20 protein-coding genes, 1 tRNA gene and 1 riboswitch are annotated in these 24025 nt (G+C 65.1%); of the genes, 11 read left to right on the plus strand and 10 right to left on the minus strand.

The window, feature by feature from the left end; all coding sequences use genetic code 11:
* Positions 1–15 precede the first annotated feature (15 nt).
* The 4 genes from JQ603_RS32700 to JQ603_RS32715 all read left to right on the plus strand — a co-directional run bounded on the left by JQ603_RS32700 (position 16) and on the right by JQ603_RS32715 (position 4655).
* Entirely contained in the window at positions 16–816 is an 801-nt protein-coding gene (locus tag JQ603_RS32700; RefSeq protein WP_212346141.1) for an SDR family oxidoreductase, read from the plus strand.
* Between the two features lie 225 nt (positions 817–1041).
* The gene (locus JQ603_RS32705) at positions 1042–1320 is read left to right on the plus strand and encodes a PepSY domain-containing protein (protein ID WP_018648269.1); all 279 of its coding nucleotides are present in this window, start codon (positions 1042–1044) and stop codon (positions 1318–1320) included.
* Positions 1321–1395: 75 nt separating this feature from the next.
* Positions 1396–1989: a cytochrome b/b6 domain-containing protein gene (locus JQ603_RS32710; protein WP_212346143.1), complete on the plus strand. Its 594-nt coding sequence runs from the start codon at positions 1396–1398 to the stop codon at positions 1987–1989.
* Between the two features lie 167 nt (positions 1990–2156).
* Entirely contained in the window at positions 2157–4655 is a 2499-nt protein-coding gene (locus tag JQ603_RS32715) for a bifunctional diguanylate cyclase/phosphodiesterase (protein WP_212346145.1), read from the plus strand.
* Between the two features lie 113 nt (positions 4656–4768).
* On the opposite strand, the gene JQ603_RS32720 is transcribed toward JQ603_RS32715, so the two are convergent.
* Positions 4769–5446, minus strand: coding sequence for an LON peptidase substrate-binding domain-containing protein (locus JQ603_RS32720; protein WP_212346147.1), 678 nt, complete (start codon positions 5444–5446; stop codon positions 4769–4771).
* Between the two features lie 30 nt (positions 5447–5476).
* Positions 5477–6400 carry a thioredoxin gene (gene trxA / locus JQ603_RS32725; RefSeq protein WP_211405164.1) on the minus strand — a complete coding sequence of 308 codons (924 nt, stop codon included), beginning with the start codon at positions 6398–6400 and terminating at the stop codon, positions 5477–5479.
* A 274-nt stretch (positions 6401–6674) separates the two neighbouring features.
* On the opposite strand from trxA, the gene JQ603_RS32730 reads away from it, so the two are divergent.
* From JQ603_RS32730 to JQ603_RS32745, 4 genes are all read left to right on the plus strand, one after another.
* A tRNA-Gly gene (locus JQ603_RS32730) sits at positions 6675–6749 on the plus strand.
* 75 nt (positions 6750–6824) lie between these two features.
* Complete coding sequence (locus JQ603_RS32735) at positions 6825–7811, plus strand: NAD-dependent epimerase/dehydratase family protein (RefSeq protein ID WP_212346149.1); 987 nt, start codon at positions 6825–6827, stop codon at positions 7809–7811.
* 380 nt (positions 7812–8191) lie between these two features.
* Entirely contained in the window at positions 8192–9466 is a 1275-nt protein-coding gene (locus tag JQ603_RS32740) for a PQQ-dependent sugar dehydrogenase (protein ID WP_212346151.1), read from the plus strand.
* 198 nt (positions 9467–9664) lie between these two features.
* Positions 9665–10258, plus strand: coding sequence for a c-type cytochrome (locus JQ603_RS32745; protein ID WP_212346153.1), 594 nt, complete (start codon positions 9665–9667; stop codon positions 10256–10258).
* Positions 10259–10462: 204 nt separating this feature from the next.
* Here the strand turns inward: JQ603_RS32745 and panE are convergent, their stop codons facing one another.
* The 4 genes from panE to JQ603_RS32765 all read right to left on the minus strand — a co-directional run bounded on the left by panE (position 10463) and on the right by JQ603_RS32765 (position 14309).
* Positions 10463–11386: a 2-dehydropantoate 2-reductase gene (gene panE / locus JQ603_RS32750; RefSeq protein ID WP_212346156.1), complete on the minus strand. Its 924-nt coding sequence runs from the start codon at positions 11384–11386 to the stop codon at positions 10463–10465.
* Between the two features lie 188 nt (positions 11387–11574).
* Complete coding sequence (locus JQ603_RS32755; protein WP_212346159.1) at positions 11575–12183, minus strand: 2-hydroxychromene-2-carboxylate isomerase; 609 nt, start codon at positions 12181–12183, stop codon at positions 11575–11577.
* Between the two features lie 90 nt (positions 12184–12273).
* Complete coding sequence (locus tag JQ603_RS32760) at positions 12274–13623, minus strand: MATE family efflux transporter (protein WP_212346162.1); 1350 nt, start codon at positions 13621–13623, stop codon at positions 12274–12276.
* Positions 13624–13712: 89 nt separating this feature from the next.
* Positions 13713–14309, minus strand: a complete 597-nt coding sequence (locus tag JQ603_RS32765; RefSeq protein ID WP_212346165.1) for a DUF2239 family protein — start codon at positions 14307–14309, stop codon at positions 13713–13715.
* 152 nt (positions 14310–14461) lie between these two features.
* Here JQ603_RS32765 and JQ603_RS32770 point away from each other — a divergent pair, with 152 nt between their 5' ends.
* Complete coding sequence (locus JQ603_RS32770; protein WP_211405171.1) at positions 14462–15127, plus strand: glutathione S-transferase family protein; 666 nt, start codon at positions 14462–14464, stop codon at positions 15125–15127.
* Between the two features lie 75 nt (positions 15128–15202).
* Here JQ603_RS32770 and ggt read toward each other — a convergent pair whose 3' ends face one another.
* Positions 15203–16951, minus strand: coding sequence for a gamma-glutamyltransferase (gene ggt / locus JQ603_RS32775; RefSeq protein WP_212346168.1), 1749 nt, complete (start codon positions 16949–16951; stop codon positions 15203–15205).
* A 103-nt stretch (positions 16952–17054) separates the two neighbouring features.
* Between ggt and JQ603_RS32780 the strand changes: the two genes are divergently transcribed.
* Positions 17055–18443 carry an MFS transporter gene (locus JQ603_RS32780; protein ID WP_212346171.1) on the plus strand — a complete coding sequence of 463 codons (1389 nt, stop codon included), beginning with the start codon at positions 17055–17057 and terminating at the stop codon, positions 18441–18443.
* Positions 18444–18619: 176 nt separating this feature from the next.
* Here the strand turns inward: JQ603_RS32780 and purH are convergent, their stop codons facing one another.
* The 3 genes from purH to JQ603_RS32795 all read right to left on the minus strand — a co-directional run bounded on the left by purH (position 18620) and on the right by JQ603_RS32795 (position 23600).
* On the minus strand, positions 18620–20212 hold the full coding sequence (gene purH / locus JQ603_RS32785) for a bifunctional phosphoribosylaminoimidazolecarboxamide formyltransferase/IMP cyclohydrolase (protein WP_212346175.1): 1593 nt from the start codon (positions 20210–20212) through the stop codon (positions 18620–18622).
* Positions 20213–20236: 24 nt separating this feature from the next.
* A riboswitch (ZMP/ZTP riboswitch) is annotated at positions 20237–20318 on the minus strand.
* Positions 20319–20376: 58 nt separating this feature from the next.
* Positions 20377–22095, minus strand: a complete 1719-nt coding sequence (locus JQ603_RS32790) for a heparinase II/III family protein (protein WP_212346178.1) — start codon at positions 22093–22095, stop codon at positions 20377–20379.
* Between the two features lie 158 nt (positions 22096–22253).
* Entirely contained in the window at positions 22254–23600 is a 1347-nt protein-coding gene (locus tag JQ603_RS32795) for an RsmB/NOP family class I SAM-dependent RNA methyltransferase (RefSeq protein ID WP_212346181.1), read from the minus strand.
* Positions 23601–23790: 190 nt separating this feature from the next.
* On the opposite strand from JQ603_RS32795, the gene JQ603_RS32800 reads away from it, so the two are divergent.
* Entirely contained in the window at positions 23791–23991 is a 201-nt protein-coding gene (locus JQ603_RS32800; RefSeq protein WP_212346184.1) for a DUF1674 domain-containing protein, read from the plus strand.
* The last annotated feature ends 34 nt before the right edge of the window (positions 23992–24025 follow it).

Raw genomic sequence — 24025 nt, forward strand, 5'->3', positions numbered from 1 at the left:
AATGGGAGTTGAGGCATGACGCTGACACTCGTCACCGGGGGTACAGGCCATCTTGGCCGGGATATCGTCGATCGCCTCGTTCACGACGGACGTCAGGTTCGGGTGTTTGCGCGCGCGCCGGGCCCGCGATCGGATGTCGAGTGGGCGATCGGCGACCTCGCGACGGGTGCCGGGTTGCGGGACGCGCTGCACGATGTCGATACGGTGATCAATGCGGCGACCTGTTCGCCGATCGCGCGGCGCGGCGGCATTCGTCCGACGGACTTCTTCACGTCGCCCTCCGCCGTGGACGTCGAGGGCACCGAGAGGCTGTTGTCATGCTGCAGTGAGTCCAAGGTGCGGCACTTTCTCCACGTCTCGATCGTCGGCCTCGATGAGGCAACCCTGCCCTACGCGCGGGTCAAGCTCGCCGGGGAACGGCTGGTGCGTGCGTCAGCACTGTCCTGGTCCGTCGTTCGCGCGATGCCGTTCTACTATCTTCTCGACCGGCTGCTCGCGGGCCTCGCCTGGCTTCCGATGTGGCCGGTGCCGACGACACTGTTCAACCCGGTCGACACGTCGGACGTCGCCAACCACGTCGTGGCCTGCGCCTTCGACGGAATGCGTGGCGAGCGTGTCGAGATTGGTGGTCCCGAAGATCTCGAGCTCGTCTCGTTGGCCCGCCGGTATCAGGACGCCCGGGGATGGCATCAAAAAATCCTGCCGGTGAACCTGTCGGACGCCACGGCGCGAGGCATGGGCTTCGTCGTCAGCCAAGGTGTTCGCGGACAGCTCTCCTGGGCGGATTGGCTGCGACGCAACTATCCTGTGGCGTGAGGCGCGGCCTGGCCGGGCCGGCGGTGCGCCGCGAGCGCGTGAGGCGTAAGGCCGCAGAGGTGGGTCAAATGCGGACTGCGCGCGGAGAGCACTCAGCTTTTAGACGATGTTAGAACTTATCTAAAGCGATCCATGCCCGAACCCGATTGACTTCACCTCCTCCTTTGCTTCCTTCGGTCCCGCTCGCGGCTCCGCGCAGCGCCCACGACAGAGGAGGAGAAGTTCGTGAAGGTCATTCGTGTTGTTGCCATTGCACTGACGGTCGGGATTGGCGCGGGATCGACGGCCATGGCCGACGGTTTCAAGGATTGCACCAAGCTCGACAAGGCGTCGTGGAAGCCGGCCAGCGAAGCCGAAGCCAAGGCCAAGGCGCTGGGCTACGAAGTGCGGCGCTCCAAGATCGAAGGCTCGTGCTACGAAGTGTACGGCGTCAAGGAAGGCAAGCTCTACGAGCTGTTCTACAGCCCGGAAGATCTCAGCCTGAAGCACACGATTGCCAAGTAAGGCTGCCAAGTAAAACTTGCCAGTTGAGCTGCGCGAGATCGTCCGCGCAGAGTGAGGCTTGAGGGTGGTCCCAGCTTGATCGAAGAAGCGGTGCCAGAAGCGCGCGGGGTGTCCGACAGGGCCCCCGCGGATCGAACCGCTTCGCGGACGGTCGTGGTCTGGGATCTGCCGCTGCGCCTCTGGCACTGGGCTTTCGCGGCCAGCATCCTGGCCGCGTGGTTCACGCCCACCGTCTATGACCGGCTGCATCGCATCGTCGGCTATACCGTGCTTGGGCTTCTCGCCTTCCGCCTGGTCTGGGGTTTTTGGGGCAGTCGCTACTCCCGCTTCCGCATGGTCGGCGTCCGGCTGCGCGCCGGGCCGCGCTATCTCTGGAATCTGCGCCGCGGCATCACCGGCCGCTATATCGGGCTCAATCCCGCCGGCACGCTGATGCTGGTGGCGCTGCTGCTGGCGACCGCCGTCTCGGCGATCACGGGCGCGATGTCGGTGACCGTGACCTTTTTCGGCCTCTGGTGGGTCGAGGACACCCACCACTATTCATCGGACGCGGTCATCGTGCTGGTCGTGCTGCACGTGCTTGGCGTGCTCCTGATGGGACTGCTTCAGCGCGAGAACCTGATCCGCGCGATGATCACCGGCCGCAAGCGCATCCGCGGTCACCACTAGCGGTTCGTTGCACGCTTTCTTCCGTCCGCCTGGGCGCGGTCGACAAATCGAATTGAGCAGGAAGCGTTAACGCGCCGGTAAGTATGCAATCGGGCGTTGCACAAAATTAACGCGATGAACGTTTAGCGCGTACACCATCGACACTATTGACGGTGGAGCCAGATTGCATGTTCCGCGTTTTTTCCTGTCTTACGGCTGAGCACGATTGGCGGCTCGTTGTCCTCGCAGGCCTGGTCTGCTTCGTCGCGAGCATCGTCGCGGCCAGTATCTTTCATCGTGCGATCGCGACGCGCGCGAGAAGGCGGTGGATCTGGATCGCGATTGCCGGCGCAGCCATCGGATACGGAATCTGGGCGACGCATTTCGTCGCGATGCTTGCTTATGAGCCCGGCGTCACGACCGGCTATGGCCTCCTGCTGACTGCGTTTTCACTCGCCGCGGCAATGCTTTTGACCTCGGTCGGCTTCGGTGTTGCGGTCGGCACGTCCGGCCGCTGGGGCGCGATGGCAGGGGGTGTCATCGTCGGAGGCGGCATTGCCAGCATGCACTATCTGGGAATGTGGGCCCTTGAAGTGCCTGGCCGGGTCGCCTGGTCGGTGGACCTCGTATTCGTCTCGATCATTTTGGGCATGTGTCTCGGCTACGCCGCGCTGGCGGTTGCCCTGACCTACCAGGGCTATCGGGGCACGCTGGCAGCAGCCGTCCTGCTCACACTCGCCATCGTGTCGCATCACTTCACGGCCATGGGTGCCGTGCAGATCACGCCGGATCCCACCCTCGCGACGGATAGTCTTTCGCTTTCTCCGGCTTTCCTCGCGCTTGCCATCGCCGGTGTCGCACTTTCCGTGCTGGGGATGAGCCTGATCGGCGTGGTGGCCGATCGTCGCATGGCAAGCAGAACCGCCAGGTTCGAGGAGATCATCAGCCAGCTTTCGGTCGCCCGGCAGCAGCTCGAAGACTCGCAGCAGGAACTCCAGGATCAGACGCTGAGGCTGGACACGGCGATCAATCACATGGTCGAAGGCCTTTGCATGTTCGATGCCGACAAGCGGCTTGTCGTCTGCAACGAGCGTTATGCCCGGCTCTATCAGCTGCCGCCGGAGCTGCTGAGGACGGGGACATCGCACGCCGACATCATCAGGCATCGTATCGTGAAGGGCATTCTCAAGGGCGATTCCAGCGAGGGCGCCGCCGAGCAATTCATCTCGAAACTGGCGGCCCTGCCGTTCGATGCCGTCTCGAGCAGGATCGACGAGTTCGCCGATGGCCGGCTGATCTGCGTGACGCGGCAGCCGATGGCCGGCGGCGGATGGGTGGCCACGCATCTCGACGTGACCGAGCAACGCCGCTCCGAGGCCAAGATCACCCATATGGCGCAACACGACGCGCTCACCGATCTGCCAAATCGTGTGCTGCTCAGGGAACGGATGGAGCATGCGATTGCGGTGACGCGCAACGGCGGCCTCGATCTGGCCGTGCTCATGCTCGACCTCGACCGCTTCAAGGAAGTCAACGACACGCTTGGACATCCGGCGGGCGATGCGCTGCTGCGCGCCGTCTCCGCGCGCCTGCGCGAATGCGTCACGGAAACCGCGTTGATCGCGCGACTCGGTGGTGACGAGTTCGCGGTGATCGATTACGTGACCAACCCGGCGGTGGAGGCCGCCGCCCTCGCCGAGAACATCAGAAAGGCGCTTTGCGAACCCTTCGATCTCGGCGATCACCGGGTCACGGTGGGCACCAGCATCGGCATTGCCATTGCGCCGCGCGATGGCAACGATTCCGACGTGATCCTGAAGAGCGCGGATCTCGCCCTCTACTCGGCCAAGAGTGGCGGACGTGGTGCATTCCGCTTCTTCGAGCCAGAGCTCGACGAGCTCATGCATGCGCGACGCAATTTGGAGCGCGACATGCGGGATGCGCTCGCGGGGCGTCAATTCGAGCTTCACTACCAGCCGTTCCTCAGCGCCGCGAGCGGCGAGACCTGCGGTTTCGAGGCCTTGCTGCGCTGGCATCACCCGCAGCGAGGCCTGGTCCTGCCGGGCGAATTCATCCCGCTTGCGGAGGAGACCGGCTTGATCGTGCCGCTGGGCGAATGGGTCTTGAGGACCGCCTGCGCGGAGGCTGCCACATGGCCTGCGCATGCCAGGATCGCGGTCAACCTGTCTCCCGCCCAATTCAGGAGCAAGGAGCTCGTCCCGGTCATTGTCGGTGCGCTGGCGAGCTCAGGGCTCGCGCCGCACAGGCTCGAGCTCGAGGTCACCGAGACGGTGATCATGCATGACAGCGAGGCCGTCTTTGCGGTGCTCGCTCAGCTGCGCGAGCTCGGCGTGCGAATTGCCCTGGACGATTTCGGCACCGGCTATTCATCGTTGAGCTTTCTGCAGAGATTCCCGTTCGACAAGGTCAAGATCGACCGCAGTTTCGTCGCCGAACTATCCAGCCCGCGGGCAGACGCGCGCCATCTCGCGCGCGCGGTGGTTCGTTTCGCAGTCAGCCTCGGCAAGACGACGACCGCCGAAGGCGTCGAAACCAGGGAGCAGCTCGACATCCTCCGCGAGGAAGGGTGCGTCGAAACACAAGGCTATTATTTCAGCCGGCCGATGCCTGCATCCGACGTCGCCAGACTGCTGCGGCGGGATGAGGCAGCCATCCGCGCTGCGTGAGCCGTTAAAGCGCGATGAGATTGGGATGAATCGTCATCGCGCTTTAGGTTGTTGTTTGCGCATGATCTTTCCGGAAAACCGCTTCGCACTTTTCCGGATCATGCTTCAGGCCCTCACTGCAGCGGCGGATCGCCGCTGGTGCGCTTCTTGGCGAGGTCCATCTCGGTGACCGCGATCAGGATCTCGGCGCGGGTCTTCAGGTCCGGCGCCTCCAGCATGGCCTGCTTTTCGGCGGGGCCGTAAGGCGACATCATCGCCAGCGCGTTGACGAGCGCCTCGTTGGGCGCGCTCTCGACGCCCTCCCAGTCGACCTTGAGATTGTTGGCCTTCAGGAAGTCGGCGAGCACCGACAACAGCGCCTCCCGATCGACCTCGTCCTCGCCCATGCGCGCGGTGAAGTCGTCGACGAAGGTAAAGAAATCCACCTTGCACTGCCGGTAGGCGGTGAGCACCTCGAGCTCCTCGACCACCTTGAAGCGGGAGACGCCGGTGAGCTCGAGGATGTAGCGGCCGTCGCCGGATTCGGCGAGCTGTGTGATGCGGCCGACGCAGCCGACGCGGAACAGCGCCGGCTTGTCGGAATTCTTCGGCGAGTGCGCCACGTCGGGCTGGATCATGCCGATCAGGCGATGGCCGTCGCGGAAGCAATCGTCGACCATCGCAAGATAGCGCGGCTCGAAGATGTTGAGCGGCATCTGGCCGCGCGGCAATAGCAGCGCGCCCGGCAGCGGAAACACCGGAATGATTTCGGGAAGGTCGGCGGGTCCGCGATATTCGATGTTGATCGGCATCTGGTCCCCGCTGACGCTTGTACGCTTTCCTTACGAAAACAGGATCGTCGACAGGCGCTTTCGTCCCTCGACCGTTGCATCATCCGTGCCGCCCCAGGCCTCGAAGAACTGCACGAGCTGCTTGCGGGCGCCGTCGTCGTTCCACTTGCGGTCGCGCTTGATGATCTCGAGCAGCTGGTCGGTGGCGGCCGCGCGGTTGCCCTGCGCGTTGAGCGCGGTCGCGAGGTCGAACCTGGCCTGATGATCGAGTGGGTTTGCGGCGACTTTCTGTTCCAGCTCGGCCACGGGCCCGAGCTGCTCCGCCTGCTCGGCGAGATCGATCGTCGTCTGCACGGCCTTCACCGCGGGATCGTTGCGCTTGGATTCCGGTACCATGGCCAGCGTCTGCTTGGCCTGCTCCATCGCGCCGGAGACGGCGTAGCACTTCGCAAGGCCGGCCAGGGCCGCGATGTTGGTCGAATCATGCTGCAGCGCCTCGGCATAGATCTGCGCGGCGGCCGCGGCGTCGCCCTCGGCGAGCACGGCATCGGCTTCCTGCACGATCTCGGCGACGTTGACCTCGCCCGGAGCGGTGACACCCTTGGTCAGCTTTTCGATGAAGGCGTTGAGCTGGCTCTCCGGCACCGCGCCCATGAAGCCGTCGGCCGGCTGGCCGTTGACGAAGGCGATCACGGCCGGGATCGACTGGATGCCCATCTGGCCCGGGATCGCCGGGTGCTGGTCGATGTTCATCTTGACCAGCTTGACCTTGCCCTTGGCCGCCTTGACCGCCTTTTCCAGCACGGGGGTGAGCTGCTTGCAGGGGCCGCACCACTCCGCCCAGAAGTCGATCAGCACCGGCTGGCGCTTCGATTCCTCGATGACGTCCTTCACGAAGGTCTGGGTGGTGGTGTCCTTGATCAGATCGGCCGCAGCCGGGCCCGCCGCTCCGTTACCCTGGTCGATGATCGTCACGGGATCCCCTCGTCTGATGTCTGGAATGGCGGCTCTTTAGCACGTCGCCAACGCCGATGCTTGTTGTCGGCTCCTAAATTGGGCCGAATAGGCCGAATTTCAATCCACCGGGGCCGATTCGGCGGTTCCGGGCCGTTTTCGGGCGATTCGGCCGCATTCGGGCTCCATTTAGGGCCCGCAATTGCGTATCTATGCCGCCGGTAGCTGTTGCATTCCCCTCCCGCTTTTGGCATACGACAGCCGTTGCCGGCGCGTCACGCGACCGACACAGGATGCGGGTGTAGCTCAGTGGTAGAGCACGACCTTGCCAAGGTCGGGGTCGAGGGTTCGAGCCCCTTCGCCCGCTCCAATTTTCCCAGAGCATCCAGCCAAACCAGACCGGGCCGTGGTCTTCCGCGCCGCTGGCGGCTGTATTGGGTTTGCAATGACAATTCTGGTTACGGGCAGCGCAGGTCACCTCGGGGAGGCCCTTTTGCGGACGCTCCAGGCGCGTGGCTCGCCCGCGCGCGGGATCGATCTGAAGCCCTCCCCCTTCACCGATGCGGTCGGCTCGATCGTCGATCCGGCGTTCGCGCGGCGCCAGATGCACGGCGTCTCCGCCGTCATCCACACCGCGACGCTGCACAAGCCGCATGTGGCGACTCACGGCAAGCAGGACTTCGTCGACACCAACGTCACCGGCACGCTCAACCTGCTCGAGGCTGCGGTGGCAATCGGCGTGCGCAGCTTCGTCTTCACCAGCACCACCAGCGCGTTCGGCTCGCAGCTGCGCCCCGAAGCGGGACAGGCGGCGGTGTGGGTCACCGAGGAGCTGCCGCCGGTGCCCAAAAACATCTACGGCACGACCAAGCTGATGGCGGAAACGCTGTGCGAGCTGTTCTTTCGCGAGCGCGGCCTGCCGGTCGTGGTCCTGCGGACCTCGCGTTTCTTTCCGGAGGACGATGACGATCCGGCGATGCGGTCGGCCTATCCGCTGGACAACGCGCAGGCCAACGAGCTGCTCTATCGCCGGCTCGACATAGCGGACGCGGTGAGCGCCCATCTGCTCGCCGTCGAGCGCGCGCAAAAAATCGGATTTGCCCGCTACATCGTCTCGGCCACGAGCCCGTTCGAGCCGCATCATCTCGCGGCGCTGGCGGATGACGCGGGAGGCGTCGTGCGTGCGCTCTATCCGGATTGTGCGCAGCTCTACGCGGCGCGCGGCTGGCGCCTGTTTCCGCAGCTCGACCGCGTCTATGTCAACGCGCGCGCCCGGCGCGAATTGGGTTGGCGGCCCGAATTCGACTTCGCGCATGTGCTGCAGAGCCTGCGTGCGGGCCAGGATTTCCGCAGCGCGCTGGCGCGCGAGGTCGGCTCGAAGGGCTACCATGATGCGGTGTTCGACGATGGACCCTACCCTGTCGCCCCGTAAGCGCCGCCTTCGTCATTTTGCTCGATGCATCAAATGTCTGCCCGGCGTCACCGGGAGCAAACCGGCCTGAGCCTTTCTACTGTGCATGGGGTTGTTTTCGCAGTTTTGGTTTGAGGCCCCTTCGCGCTGTCTGAAGATCTGCCGCGCACGATCTTGATTCCGCGTTGCAGCGAGAGCGCTGTCGTCGCGGGGTGCGCGCTCATTGACATTCCGTCTCAATTTTTATTGAGCGCAACCGCAGCACACGCGATGCGCTTCTCACCGCTCGCAGATGTGCTAACCTTTTTACGTCTGTCGTCCTGACAGACTCCGAACTTCGCCTACTCAAACAGCAAAACAAGAACGTGCAGCCCTGACGGCTGCCTTAGGGGAGTGACGCGATGACATCGATGTTCCATCGATCCGTGTTGGCGCTTGCAGCGGTTGCCCTTCTTGCCGGGACCAGCGTTGTCAATGCGCAGCAACAGGACAAAAACCGGGTACTGAAGAAATACGAATCCGGCACCAAGGAATTCTGGACCCATCCGCCGGACGACTGGTTCCTCGGCGACGAGACCGAGGCGCAGAAAGGCCTCGCGCCGCCCTCGGGTCCGCCGACCGGCGCGTCGGAGGCCGAGCTCGCGGCGATGATGAAGAAGATCAAGCTGCCGGCAGGCTTCAAGATCGAGGTCTATGCGCCCGGCGTTCTCGCCGCGCGGCAGATGGCCTGGGGTGACAAGGGCACGTTGTTCGTCGGCTCGTTCGGCCTCGGCAACGTCTATGCCGTCAAGGACAACAACGGAAAGAAGGAGGTCAAGACCATCCTCAAGGGGCTGAACATGCCCACCGGTCTCGCCTTCAAGGATGGCGCGCTCTACGTCATCGCGGTCGACAAGCTGATCCGCTATGACAACGCCGAGGCCAATCTCGACAATCTCGGCCAGGGCAAGGTCGTCTATGACGACATGCCGTCCTATGCCGCGCATGGCTGGAAGTACATCGCGGTCGACAAGGAGGGCTGGTTCTTCCTGCCGTTCGGCCCGCCCTTCAATGTCGGCATTCCCCCGACCAGCGTGTCGCAGATCCGGCGCGTCGATCCCAAGACCGGCAACGCCGAGATCTGGGCGCTCGGCGTTCGCAACTCGGTCGGCGGCGACGTCGATCCGCGCACCGGCAAATTCTGGTTCACCGAGAATGCACGCGACTGGGTCAGCGACGATCTGCCCTCCGACAAGCTGAACATGATCAGCAAGATCGGCGAGCATTTTGGCTATCCCTATTGCCACCAGGGTGACCTGCCCGATCCGAAGTTCGCGATGGGCCACAAATGCTCCGAGTTCACGCCGCCGGTGCTGAACCTCGGCGCACACGTCGCTCCGCTCGGCATGAAGTTCTATACCGGCGACCAGTTTCCCGCCGAGTACAAGAACAACATCCTGATCGCCGAGCACGGCTCCTGGAACAGGCACAAGTACCAGGGCGCCCGCATCATGCGCGTGATCGTCGGGCCCGACGGCAAGAACGCCAAGCAGGAAGTGTTCGCCTCCGGCTGGCTCGAGGGTGACCAGGGCTATCTCGGCCGTCCCAACGACATCATCCTCGCCAAGGACGGCTCGATCCTCGTCGCCGACGACTGGGCCGGTGCGATCTATCGCATCAGCTACAGCAAGAAGTAGCGGAAGACGAAACGGAGGCTGCGGTGGCCACGAGGCGGCCGCAGCCTCATCCATTTCAACGTCCCACGCCGTCGTTCCGGATTGCGCGCGACTTGCGCGCAAGTCCGGAACCCATAACCCCGATTGGTGGTTATGGAGTCCGGGCGCGCGCCAAGCGGTGCGCCCCGGAATGACGTACCCGACAGATCGGAATTCCCCATGCGCCGGCAGTTCACCTCGCACGCAATCAGCGCGATTGCGCTCCTGACGCTCGGCGCCCTTCCAGTCGGCGCCGCCGACAATTCAGCGATCAAGGACAAGGCCGCCGTCTGCTCCGGCTGTCACGGCGAGAACGGCATTTCGCAGACGGAGAACATTCCCTCGCTGGCCGGCCAGCCTGATCAATTCATCCAGTGGCAGCTCGTGTTCTTCCGCGCCGGTTCGCGCAAGAACGACCAGATGCAGCCGATCGTGGAAGAGATCACCAACGAGGACATCCGCAATTTCGGTGCCTATTTCTCGCAAATGCCGCCGCCGAAGGCAGCGGAAGACAACGATCCGGACCTGTCGAAAAAAGGCGCGCAAGTCGCCGTCGGCCGCCGCTGTGCCTCATGCCACACCGACAGCTTTGCCGGCACCAAGGCCGTGGCGCGGCTCGCGGGCCAGCGCGAGGAATACCTCATCAAGGCGCTGCACGACTACAAGGCCGGCGTGCGCGTCGGCGGCGGCGTCGCCGCGATGGCCGATGTCGCCTATCACATGAGCGACGAGGAAATCACGGCCGTCTCGCATTATCTGGCAAATTTCAAATAGGAGTAGAGCTGTTGCGGCAAACACAACTCGTCGTCCCGGCCTAGCGCGCAATTGCGCGCGGGGGGCCGGGACCCATACCGCGTGATCTATCGATAGGCACAGGTGTTCGTACCGCGCGACAATCGAATAACGGCGAGTCTTCGCCAAACGATGCCCTGTGGTTATGGGTCCCGGCCTTCGCCGGGACGACAGCGGAGTGTGCAGCTACCCCGCCCGCTGCTTCTCATACGCCTTCAGATGCGTGTACGCGATGCGCAGCTTCGGCACCGGCACCTTGGCGGCGTCGGCGCGGGCGATGAGGTCGCCGATGACGTGATCGGCCTCGACCGGCAGGCCGGCCTTGATGTCGCGGAACATCGAGGCCGTCATCGGTGAACCCTCGGTGGTGATGTTGCCCTTCACGCGCTCGAAGAACGGGCCACCCGGCGGGTAGCCGGACGCGGTGGCGATGGCGCTGGTCTCATCGAGCATGCCGAGCAGGAAGTCGCGGCCGCCGGGAGCGGCAAGGATGTTGCCGACGGAGGTGCGCATCAGGCTGGTGCTTGCGGCGAGCGAAGAGAGGAACACCCACTTCTCCCACATGTCCTGCATGATGTTCTGGCTGGCGGTGGCACCAACGATGCCGTTCTTGAAGGCCTCGTCGATCGCCTTGACCCTGTCAGACAGCTTGCCGTCGCGTTCGCCGTAATTGAGCGACTGCATCGGCTGGAGCTGCACCACCTCGCGCTTCTCGTTCAGCGTCGCGGCGATGGCGCAGAGCCCGCCGAGCACGCGCTCCTTGCCGAATTTGGCATCGAGGATGTCGAGATGCTTCATGCCGTTGAGCATCGGGATGATCGACGTATCAGGACCGACCGCCGGCGCGAACGACTTGATGGCATCGTCGAGGTCGAACGCCTTGCAGCTGAGCAGCACGACGTCGAACTTGTCCTTGAGCGCATCGGCCTGCACCGTCGGCGGATTTTTCAAGGTCACGTCGCCATTCGGGCTCTTGATGACGAGGCCTGCGCTCGCCAGCTCGCTGGCGCGGCGCGGCCGGACCAGGAAGGTGACATCGCGGCCGGCCTGCAACAGCCTGCCACCAAAATAGCCGCCGATGGCGCCGGCGCCGACCACGAGAATACGCATGGGATTGTCCTTGTTGTTTCTTCTTTGCCGTCGTCCTGGCGAAAGCCAGGACCCATTACCCCGACTGCCCGTTGTCGGACAAGTTGGAGCCCCAGCTCGTCACATCCTTAGCCTTCGGTGGCTATGGGTCCTGGCTTTCGCCAGGACGACACCGGAGATGATTGCCCGGTTCGTCCACAATACGAAAATCAAGTCCCCGAGACCATCTCCTCGACCTCGCGCAGCTGCTCCTTGCCGAAGAACATCTCGTTGCCGACGAAGAAAGTCGGCGAGCCGAAGGCGCCGCGGGCGACCGCCTCCTCGGTGTTCTTGATTAGTCGCGCCTTCACTTCCGGTTCCTGAGCGCGGGCAAACAGTTTTTGCGCATCGAGGCCGGACGAGGCCAACGCCTTCATCGCAACTTCAGTGTCGTCCATCTTCTTCGGCTCGCGCCACATATGGTGGAAGGCGGCCTCGACATATTTCTCGAACACGCCCTCGAGCTGCGCCGCGATCGCGGTGCGCATCAGGTTCAGCGTGTTGACGGGAAAGTGCGGATTGAAGACATAGGGCTGGACCTTGAAGCGCTTGATGAAGCGCTCGGTCTCGACCTGCTGGAATTCGCGCTTGTTCTTGATGCCGGCGAGCGTCTCGGCCGGCGACTTGTTGTTGGTCGATTTGAAGATGCCGCCGAGCAGGATCGGTACATACTCGAACTTGACGCCGATGCGCTGCTCGATCGCCGGGATCGCGAGATGGCTGAGATAGGCATTCGGGCTGCCGAAATCGAACAGGAATTGCGGGGCTGTGCGGGGCAAGTTCGTTCTCCCTGGAGGCGCTTTTTTGGCATTGTGGCGCAGGCCGCGCCACAGGTCCATCGTTTAATGACGGTCATAATACTTTGACGATCAGATCAGGCGCCGGATTGCCCGCTTGCGCCACACCAGGAAGTAATAGCCCATCTGCAAAAGGAACATGGCGCAGAACACGATGGGATAGGCGGCCCACACGCCCTCGAGGCCGACGGTGCGGCTGAGGATAACCGCAGCCGGCAGCTCGATCGCGACAATCGCGAAGATCGACAGCAGCATCGGCGTGAAGGCGACACCGGCGGCGCGCATGGCGCCTGAAAACACCGTGGCGAGGCCGAACGGCACCGAGCTCCACAGGGCGACGTGGAGCAATCCCTTCGCCAGATCCAGCACGGCGTCGTCGGTGATGAAGATGACGAGCACGGCGCGCGGCGCGAGATAGATCAGCGCCACCAGGCCGCCGGTCAGGACGATGTTGAGCGCAAGACCGGTGCGCACGATACCGTCGAGCCGGGCCCTGTCGCCGCCGCCGACGGCCTGGGCGCCGAGGATCGAGACCGCGATCGAAATCGACATCGCCGTGAACTGCGTATAGCCCATTACCTGGTTGACGGCGCCATAGGCTGCGGTGGCATTCGAGCCGAAGCCGTTGACGAGGCCGAGCAGCACCAGTTCGGCGATCGCCATCACCACCATGCCGATCGCGCTCGGCAGCCCGATGCCGAGAATTTTGCCGAGCATGGCGCTGTCGATCCGGAGATGACCCAGCAATGCAGCGTCCGGTGCGAGCGCATGCTTCTTCTGCAGCAAATAAACCGCGAGCACGATCAGCGTCGCCGCATTGGCGATCGCCGCCGCCCATGCCGGGCTGGTGATGCCCACGGCTGGCAATCCGAACGTGCCGCGGATCAGCATCGGCGTCAGGATCAGGCCGATCGTCGTCGATAACGCCAGCGCCAGGAGTGGCGTCAGCGCATCACCGACACCGCGGATCATCGCGGTCATCAGCAGGAAGACGAAGCCGAGCGGCATGGTGAGCAACACGACACGGGCATAGGCGCTGGCCTGGTCCAGAATGTTCGCGGGCGTGGCAAGTAGCGTCATCAATTGCCGGCTCAAGATCCCGCCGACGAGTGCAATCGCAATCGAGAGCACCAGGCCGACCGTGAGCGTCGTGCCCACCACGCTTCTGATCTTGTCGTGCTCACCCGCGCCAAACGCTTGCCCGATCAGCACGGTGGCACCGGTGCTCAGGCCCATGACGAAAGCGAACAGGAAGAACATCACCGGGAAGAACGCCGACACCGCCGCCAGCGCGTCGACGCCGATCATCTGGCCGAGATAGACATTGCTGACGGTGCCGAACAGCGATTGCAGCGCATTGCTGAGCACCAGTGGCGCGAGGAAGCGGAGGAAGGTTTTCCAGAGCGGCTTTGGAGCAGACATGGGATAGGCCTTTCATCAGGACGTGCGAAGCCGTTGCCGCGCGAAGCGCGCGGCTCGGCCGTCGATGGGGTTGGAACAGAGACCGCGCCTTAGGCGCGGTCGCTGTAGGCGAGCTTGACGATGTGGTCGCGGATGTCGGTGGGCCAGTCCGCGATCAGTCCGGTGAAGCGTCGCCTGTCATCCGCGAAGAGCGCGCGCGAGGCTTCCTCGAACTGCGGCAAATTGCCGGCCATGGTCGACATGAAGTGATAGGCCGCATCGCGTGCCTGCCGCTCGCGGTCCTTGTCGCCGCTGGCGCGCCTTGCCTCGTCGACGAGCTTGCGCAGCGCGACCGAGGCGCCGCCCGGCTGCGCGCCGAGCCACTCCCAGTGCCGCGGCAGCAGCGTCACCTCGCGCGCGACCACGCCGAGCTTCGGCCGGCCGCGTCCGCGCGGCTCGGCCGGCTCTGCGGTCTCCTCGACAGGGGGCGGGACAAGCTTCGCCAGGCGCGCCAGCACCTCGCGATCCCCGCCGCGCAGATCGAAGTCGATCGATCGGCCCGTGGCGTCCTCGAAGATGACGATGGGCTCGTCCGGCCGTTGCGCCACCCGCTTGACGACCAGCGCGACCTCTCCTGCCGGCCCGCACACCAGGCGGCGCTGGCCCTGAAAGGCGGTAAAAATCTTCTGCATTGGAATCATTGCCATTTTTGACGATGCTGGGCGTTTTAATACCCGGGTAAATTCTAAACGTCAATATACCCGGGTGAAAATATCCGCACCTGCGGCTCGACATTGTGTTCCCGGGCTGGCACGAACGGCCTGGGACGACCGACCACGTCTAGCCTGGGGACCTCACGATGCTGACCGTTCACCACCTCAACAATTCGCGCTCGCAGCGCGTGCTGTGGCTGCTCGAAGAGCTGGGCGTGCCCTACGAGATCGTGCGCTATCAGCGCCAGCCGGACATGCGGGCGCCGAAGGAGCTGCGCGCGATCCATCCGCTCGGCAAGTCACCTGTCATCACCGACAACGGCAACACCATCGCCGAGTCAGGTGCGATCATCGAATATCTCATCGCCACCTACGGCAACGGCCGGCTGATCCCGCCGCCGAACACGCCGGAGCGGCTGCGCTTCACCTACTGGCTGCACTATGCGGAGGGCTCGGCGATGCAGCCGCTGCTCCTGAAGCTGCTGTTCACGCTGATGCCGAAACGGGCGCCGGCGCTGTTGCGCCCGCTGGTGCGCAAGGTCTGCAACCAGGCGCTGACAGCGCTGGTCAATCCGCAGCTCAAGCAGCACATGGACTATTGGGAAGGCGAGCTTGCGAAGAGCGAGTGGTTCGCCGGCAGCGAGTTCACCGCCGCCGACATCCAGATGAGCTTTCCGCTCGAAGCCGCCCAAGCGCGCGGCGGGCTCGAGCAGGGCCACCCCAAGGCCATGGCGTTCCTGGAGCGCATCCATGCGCGGCCGGCCTATGCGCGCGCGCTGGAGAAGGGCGGGCCGTATCAGGTGGGACGGTAGTTATCTCACCGACATTTCGGGTTCACGCGGACCCGTCGACCTTCCGGGAAACAACGCGCCGATGCAACGACGAGACTACTGTCCCGCGGCTTCCGCACCGCGCGTGCGCGGATCGGGCGCGCCGAGGGGACCGTTCGGCGTCACGAGAATCGAATTGGCGGAGGTCTGCCCCATCGGCTCGGCGATGACGTGGTCCATGGCCTTCAGCTCGGACAGGACCTGGTCGGGAAAGCCACGCTCGATGCGCACTTCGTCCGGCAGCCATTGATGATGCAGCCGCGGCGCGGTGACGGCGGCGGCGACGTCCATTTTGTAATCGAGCACGTTGACGATCACCTGGAGCACGGTGGAGATGATGCGGCTGCCGCCGGGCGAACCCGTGACCAGCACCGGCTTGCCGTCCTTCAGAACGATGGTTGGCGACATCGAGGACAGCGGCCGCTTGCCGGGCCCGGGCAGATTGGGCTCGTAGCCGACGAGGCCGTAGGCGTTGGAAGCACCGACCGCCGCGGTGAAATCGTCGAGCTCGTTGTTGAGCAGCACGCCGGTGCCTTCGGCGACGAGGCCGACGCCGTAGCTGAAGTTCAGCGTGTACGTGTTGCTGACGGCGTTGCCGCGGCTGTCGACGACCGAAAAATGCGTGGTGTTGCTGCCCTCGCGCGGCGCCTCGGCGGCGGAGGCCAGCTGCTTCGACGGCGTGGCGCGATCGGTGGAGATGCCCGCGCGCAGCTTGCCCGCATAATCCTTTGACGTGAGGGTCTCGATCGGCGCGTTGACGAAAGCGGGATCGCCGAGATAGCGCGCGCGATCTGCATAGGCGCGCTTCATGGCCTCGATCAGGAGATGCAGCGATGCCGGCGATCCCTGCTGCAGATCGCCGAGTTGAAAGCCTTCGAGGATGTTGAGCGTCTCCACCAGCACCACGCCGCCGGAGGACGGCAGCGGCATCGAGACGATGTCGTAGCCGCGATAGGTGCCGCGCACGGGCGTGCGGATCACCGGCTGATAGGCCTTCAAATCGGCCGTCGTCATGATGCCGCCGGCATCCGACAGCGCCTTGGCGAGCTTCTCCGCAACCGGGCCCTCGTAGAAGCCGCGTGGTCCCTGTGCGGCGACGGCCGACAGCGTTTCGGCAAGATCGCTTTGCACCAGCCGATCGCCTTCGACGAGAGACGTGCCGTCAGGACGCGAAAAGATTTTCGTGGAGGACGGCCAGCGCGCGAGGCGCCGGTGCCAGCCCGGCAGGCTGTCGGCGATGTCGTCGCTGACGACGAATCCGTCGCGGGCGAGCACGATCGCCGGCTCGAGCAGTTGCGCCAGCGTGAACTGGCCCGAGCCGTATTTCTCCAATGCCAGCGCAAGGCCTGCGACGGTGCCGGGCACGCCGACGCCGAGCGCGGAATCGCGCGACTTCGCGGCATCGGGCTTGCCGTCGGGACCGAGGAAGATCTGCGGCGTGGTCGCTGCCGGCGCGGTCTCGCGATAGTCGATCGCGATGTCTTCGTTGCGGCCAGTGGAATGGATTACCATGAAGCCGCCGCCGCCGATATTGCCGGCGCGCGGATAGGTCACCGCCATGGCAAAGCCGGTCGCGACCGCGGCATCGACCGCATTGCCGCCCCGTCGCAGGATGTCGGCGCCGACTTGCGCGGAGATCTTCTCCTGCGCCACCACCATGCCGTGCTCGGCGGCAACGGCGCGCACCGTATCGAGCGGCGGCGGAACATAGGCCCGCCGGGCATCCTGCGCTGTCGCAGGTGCTAGACCAAACGCTAGAGTGGCGAGGAAGGCGACAAATGTCCGCCGGGTCCAGTATGACGACATTATCAAATTTCCGCCGTGGCCTCGGGCCGGTTCACACGCCTCTCCTCAATGCTATACCGTTTGCGCTAAGAGAGACAAAACTGTTCGTGATGAGGACTTCGGAATGACGACGATCGCCCCCGATGTGCGCATGGCCGGCGTGCAGCGGACCTATCCGCCGCGCGCGGCTGTCGTCAGCTGGATCTTCTTCGACTGGGCCGCGCAGCCCTATTTCACGCTGATCACGACCTTCGTGTTCGCGCCCTATTTCGCGACCAGCGTTGCACCGAATCCGGCCACGGGCCAATCGCTGTGGGGCTTTGCGATGGCGGCTGCGGGCCTCGCCATCGCGCTGCTGTCGCCGGTGCTCGGCGCCATCGCGGATGCGTCCGGCCGCAGGAAGCCCTGGATTGCAGGGTTCGGCACGCTGTTGGTGTTGGCGTCCTGCACGCTGTGGATCGGCAAGCCCGGCGATCCCTCGGTCATTCCGCCGCTGCTCACTGTGGTGGCGCTTGCCAGCGTCGGTGCGGAATTCGCCACCGTCTTCAACAATGCGATGATGCCGACCCTGGTGCCGCCGGAGCGCATCGGCCGGCTCTCCGGCACCGGCTGGGCCACCGGTTACATCGGCGGCATCGTCAGCCTGATCATCGTGCTCGGCTTCCTCGCCGCCAATCCCGAGACCGGACGCACGCTGCTCGGATTTACGCCGCTGTTCGGGCTCGATCCCGTCACGCATCAGGGCGACCGCATCGTCGGACCACTGACCGGGCTGTGGTTCATCATCTTCGTGACGCCGCTGTTCCTGTTCACGCCGGACTATCCGGCGAAGCTGCCGGTGCGTGAGGCGTTGCGCGAAGGCCTGCTGGAGCTGAAGCAGTCGATCAGGAGCTTGCCGCAGCAGAAGTCGCTCGCGGCGTTCCTGCTTGCCAACATGATCTACACCGACGGTCTGGTGTCGCTGTTCGCGTTCGGCGGCATCTATGCCGCCGGCACGTTCGGCTGGCACACGATCCAGATCGGCACCTTCGGCATCATGCTCGCGATTGCTGGCACGTTCGGCGCATGGCTCGGCGGCAAGCTGGATGATCGTCTCGGGCCGAAGCGCGTGATTGCCGGCAGCCTGCTGGTCCTGCTGCTGTCGGTGGCGGCGATCCTTCTGGTCGACAAGGACAGTGTGTTGTTCGTCACCGTGGCGCCGCCGCAGGCAGGCGCTCCCCTGTTCTCGAGCGCGGCCGAGCGCGCCTATCTCGTGCTGGGTTGTCTCATCGGTGCCGCCGGCGGCCCGCTCCAGGCCGCCTCGCGCACGCTGCTGATCCGCCTCGCGCCGAAGGACCGCATCGCGCAGTACTTCGGCCTGTTCGCGCTGACCGGGAAGGTCACGTCCTTCATCGGCCCGCTGCTGATCGGCATGATCACCGCCGCGACGGCGAGCCAGAAGGCCGGCATGGCCGTGCTGGTGGTGTTTTTCATCGCCGGGCTGGGGCTATTGATGCGGGTGCGGGAGCGATAAAACTCCGCTGTCGTCCCGGCGTAGGCCGGGACCCATAACCACAGGGAGTGGTTGCCGGACGAGCTGGTAACTCCGAGTCTTCGCAAAACTATTGCTGCGGCGTATGGGTCCCGGCCCCCGCGCGCAATTGCGCGCTAGGCCGGGACGACCCCGTTGAGAGTTCAGCGCACCAAACTTCAGTGCCTGAAGTGCCGCGTGCCCGTGAACACCATGGCGATGCCGTGCTCGTCGGCGGCCTTGATCACCTCGTCGTCGCGCATGGAGCCGCCGGGCTGCACCACGGCGGTGGCGCCGGCTTCGATGCAGGCGAGCATGCCGTCGGCGAAGGGGAAGAACGCATCCGATGCCACGACCGAACCCTTGGTGAGCGGCTCGGCGAGCTTAAGCTCAGTTGCCGCATCCTGCGCCTTGCGCGCCGCGATCCGCGCCGAATCCACCCGGCTCATCTGACCCGCGCCGATGCCGACGGTGGCGAGATCCTTGGCGTAGATGATGGTGTTGGACTTGACGTGTTTTGCGACCCGGAACGCGAATTTCAGGTCGCGCATCTCGGCATCCGTCGGCGCACGCTTGGTCACGACCTTGAAGGTCATGTCGTCGACCACGGCGTTGTCGCGGCTCTGCACCAGCAGGCCGCCGGCGACCGTCTTGGCAGTGAGGCCGAGCGCGCGCGGGTCGGGCAGGCTGCCGGCGAGCAGGAGCCGCAAATTCTTGCGCGCGCCGATGATGGCGATCGCTTCCTCGCTGGCGTCGGGCGCGATGATCACCTCGGTGAAGATCTTCGTGATCTCGCGCGCGGTGTCGGCGTCGAGCGCGCGGTTCATCGCGATGATGCCGCCGAACGCCGAGGTGGAATCGCAGGCCAGCGCCCTGCGATAGGCCTCGACGAGATTCGAGCCTTCCGCGACGCCACAGGGATTGGCATGCTTGACAATGACGCAGGCCGCGGTGCGCTTGGTGTCGAACTCGCCGATGCACTCATAGGCCGCGTCGGTGTCGTTGATGTTGTTGTAGGACAGCTCCTTGCCCTGGAGCTGCCGCGCGGTCGAGACGCCCGGTCGCTTGTCCGGCGTCGCGTAGAACGCCGCGGTCTGGTGCGGGTTCTCGCCGTAGCGCAGCGACTGGATAAGCTTGCCGCCGAAGGCGCGGAAGTCGGGCGCATCGATCTCGAGCTGGCGGTTGAACCAGTTCGAGATCGCGGCGTCATAGGCCGCGGTGCGCGCGTAGGCTTTCGCAGCGAGGCGCCGGCGCAGCTTCAGCGTGGTCGCGCCCTTGTTGGCGGCGAGCTCGTCGAGCACAGCCTTGTAGTCCTCGGCCTCGACCACGACGGCGACGTCATCATGGTTCTTTGCGGCGGCGCGGATCATCGCGGGGCCACCGATGTCGATGTTCTCGATGCAATCCTCGAAGCCCGCGCCTTTGTCGACGGTCGCCTCGAACGGATAGAGATTGACGACGAGCAGGTCGATCGGCGCGATGCCGTGCGCCTTCATCGCCTCCGCATGTTCTTTGTTGTCGCGGATCGCGAGTAGGCCGCCATGCACCTTCGGATGCAGCGTCTTGACGCGGCCGTCCATCATCTCGGGGAAGCCGGTGAGGTCGGAGACGTCCTTCACCTTCAGCCCGGCCGCGGCGATCGCCTTGGCGGTGCCGCCGGTCGAGACCAGCTCGACGTCGTGCGCGGCAAGCGCCTTGGCGAACTCAATCAGGCCGGTCTTGTCGGAGACGGAGAGAAGGGCGCGGGTGACGCGGCGGGGATGGTCAGTCATGAGCAAGATCCTCTGCTAAGGGAGTGTCTATGCCCAGGCGCGCGGCGGATGTGTCCCGCGCTTCCCGATGGTGCTCCATCCAAGGTCGCCAGTCGCGCGAGCGAGGGCTCGATAGCAGCTTTTGGCCGTTTTCACAACGACGAGATGGGGCCGAATTCGTGCGTTTACAGCGGAAGTTCCGGCTCGCGGCGAGCGTTGCGGCGGGCATTGGTGACTGCGGGCGAGGCGGTAGAGCGGATGAAGCTCCAGCGGATCGAAGGTGCCTGCCGCGCGTCCTGGCGGATCACGATCTGCGCGGTGCGGCGCGGGCCGTCATTGCCGGCCAGGAACACGCTGTCCTCGAGGTCGACCTTGTCGTCCAATGCCTCGAAGGTCCAGACGTCGCGGTTCGGCAGCACCAGCATGACGCCGCGGGCATCCGACAACCGGCTCGCCTTCACGGCCGGATGCAGATGGAAGCGCAGCGCGAAATCGGCATCGGCGCCCTTGAAGCGTCCGCCCTGCGGCGGCGACAGCGTGTCCTCGCCGTCGATGCGCGCGCCGTCATTGGCGATCATCAGCATGCGGCGATGAATCGCGCCGAATTTGGAGAGATAGCCGTCATGCGAGGTCGTGAGCAGCGTGCCGTTCTGCACGACCTCACGATAGCTCTCGACTTCCACGGGGCCGCTGGTGACGGGCGAGCCATGCAGGAGCCGCTTCATCGCCGACATCTCCACGAACTGGCACGAGGATGTGTCGTGATAGGTCAGCGTCGAATGCGCCGCGGTGCCGCGCGCGAACGGCCGCCAATTGTCGCGGCCCGTGGTCGGCATGCCGCAATTGGTGACGATGCGGCTGATGCCGGAGGACAATTCGAACGACAGGCAGCCCGCATGCGCGTCGTGGCTGACGCCGGCCGGCGGCGGCGGACCGGTGTCGATGATCAGCGTCGTCTGGCCGGCATCGAGGCGCTGGAAGCCGGTGTGCGGCATGTTCGCCATCGGCGCGCCGTGGGTGTCGTCATAGGCGAGCAGCGTCGCGAGCAAATCTGACGGCGTCGCGCTCATGCCGTTGAACAGCGCGAAATTGCCGTCGCCGTGGCGGAAGAAACGCAGCATCGGCATCATGCGATCGATGGCGTTGAGCAGCGCCGGCGGTGGCGCGATGTTGCGCGCGGCAAAGGTCTGCCGCAGCGGCAAGAGGTCGATCAGGAGCTCGATCAGCGCGCCCGGGTTGCGCGAGATGTGGCCGCCATCGGGCAGGATCTGCCGCTGCAATTCGTCCGAGAGCTTTTTCGAAACGCTGCGGATGTGACGCGCCTGGTTGGCGAGGCACAGCGCCGCATAGCACAGCGCGATCAGCACCTGCAGCTTCGGCACCCCGTCGGGGATGTCGACCATGGTGTAGCGCAGGAAGCGGATCTCGCGGGCGAGGGCGCGCAAATAGCGGCGGTAGAACTTGTTGTCGGTGTCGTTGAGCACCAGGGGCGCCTGCGACAGCAGCGAGATCACGCGCCGCGCCAGCACGTCGGCGCGTCGCGCCACGGGACGGCGCTTGTTGGCGGGGTTGGCGATCCAGTCCTCGACCAGCGCGCGCGCGTTGGCCCGCGTCAGCGCGGTGTCGGCGGCGCGCAAGTGGCGCAGCCAGCCGAAGCCAAGCAGCGCGACCTCCCAATCCTCCGACGGCGGCTCGAGATCGAAGATCGAGCGGCCATGGCAATTGACGATCTTGCCGGCGAAGACGAAGCGGCCGGCATAGATCTCGGCGGCGCGGGTCGCATCCGCCGTGCGTAAGTCATGCGGCGCGATGATCAGCCGGTCGGTACGGCCAGGCCACACCCGCGACAGCGCAACCGAGCCGCCGCTCGCGCGCGCGAGCATGTTCCGCGCGAAGCGGTTCATGACCAGCGTCGAGATACGTCTGCGTTGAGCGACCGACACGCCTTGCCTTGAAGGGGGAGAGAGGATTCCGACGAATCCTTATTAATCCCAAAATCGGCCGGCTGACACCACCCTGAACGGCGCGAATCTGCGTCGGGATTGCAAAAACCAGTGCAAAATCAGGATTTAACGAGCCGGCTTGCGAAGAATCCATCGAGGCCGCCGAGCTTGGGATCGGCGTTCGGCAGATGGCTCGGCAGGGTGCGCAGGTCGCCATCTGCGGTGATGATTTCGGCGAGGCCCGCGACTTCCGACGCCGCGATCGGGACGCGGCGAAGCGCGGGCTCTGCGGCCAGCAGCGCAGCCACGGCGTGCTCGCCTTCCTCGGGTTCCAGCGAACAAGTGCAGTAGACCAGCGTGCCGCCCGGCTTGAGCAGCGAGACGGATTTCTTCAGCAGTCGCTGCTGGAGCGCGGTCAGGGCGGCGATGTCGGATTCCTGACGGAGCCAGGCAACATCGGGATGACGGCGGATGGTGCCGGTCGAGGTGCAGGGCGCGTCGATCAGGATGCCGTCGAAACCTTCAGGCGGGCCGGCCCACTCCACGGCGTCAGCGACGACGGTCTCGGCCTGGAGCGACAGCCGCGCCAGATTCTCGCGCAGCCGCGACACACGGGCGGGCGAGCGGTCGATCGCCGTGACATGCGCGCCCGATAGCGCCAGTTGCGCGGTCTTGCCACCCGGCGCGGCGCAGAGATCGGCAATGGACTTGCCCTTGATGTCGCCGAACAGCCGGGCCGGCAGCGCGGCGGCGGCATCCTGCACCCACCATTGTCCCTCGGCGAAGCCGGGCAGCATGGTCACCGAGCCGTGCAGCAGCATCCGCACCGTCCCGGTCGGCAGCGTCTCGCCATGCAGGCGGCTCGCCCATTGTTCGGCGTCCGACTTAACGGTGAGATCGAGCGACGGCTCATGGCCGAGCGCCAGTGCCATGTCCCTCGTGGTCGCCTCGCCATAATGCGCACTCCAGCGCGAAAGCAGCCAGGGCGGCAAGTCGAGCGATTGCGTGGCGACCTCGTCGACCAGCGCCTTGCCCTCGCGCGCGCAGCGGCGCAGCACGGCATTGACGAGGCCGGCATAGCGCGCGGCGCGCCGGTCGGATTGCACGAGGCGGACGGAGAGATCGACGGCGGCGTGATCGGGCACGTCCATCCAGAGGATCTGGGCGGCGCCGATCAGCAGCGCGCTTTGCGCGCGCGGCGCGTCGGAAGGAATGCCCTTGTCGAGCAGGCGGGACAGCACATGGCCGAGCGTGCCGAGCCGGCGCAGCACGGTCGCAACCAGTCGGCGCATCAGCGCGCGGTCGCGGTCGGCCAGCGTCTTCAGTCCGGGATGGGCGCCACCGCCGTCGAGCTGGTCGTCAAGCGTGCGGTGCTTGTGCAGGACGCCGTCGACGATGTCGGCGGCAATCCGCCGCGCCGCGAGACCAGGCACTTCGGACGGAGGGGCGAAACGTTGAGATGGCATGCGGAAGCAAGGTTCTGAGCGAGCGGCAGTTCCGCCGCTATGGGCGCATGCCTAGAGAGTTCGATCTGTGGCACGCGAATATGCCAAATGTAAGAATCGCTTTCGGTTTTTTCAGCCCTCCGGGCCTGATTTCAGGAATGCGATATTGGACGTCGCGTTGCGCCTCGTCCTGCGCTAGAAGCGCCGGACCATGAGTGACCAGCCCCCCGTTCCCGAGCGCAAGCAGCTCTCGCCGGCCGCCCAGCGCGCGTTGGCCGAGGCCGAAGCGCGCCGGCAGGCTGCTGCTGCGGCTCATGCCGAAACGGCGGCGAAGGAATTGCAGGGACCGAAGGGACCCGAGCCCACCCGTTACGGGGATTGGGAGCGCAAAGGTATCGCCTCGGACTTTTGAGGCGCCGGTTCTCCACTCTCTTGCCGGTTCAGCC

Origin of the sequence: Bradyrhizobium liaoningense (assembly GCF_018130825.1) — a bacterium.
Classification (GTDB): Bacteria; Pseudomonadota; Alphaproteobacteria; order Rhizobiales; family Xanthobacteraceae; genus Bradyrhizobium; species Bradyrhizobium liaoningense_B.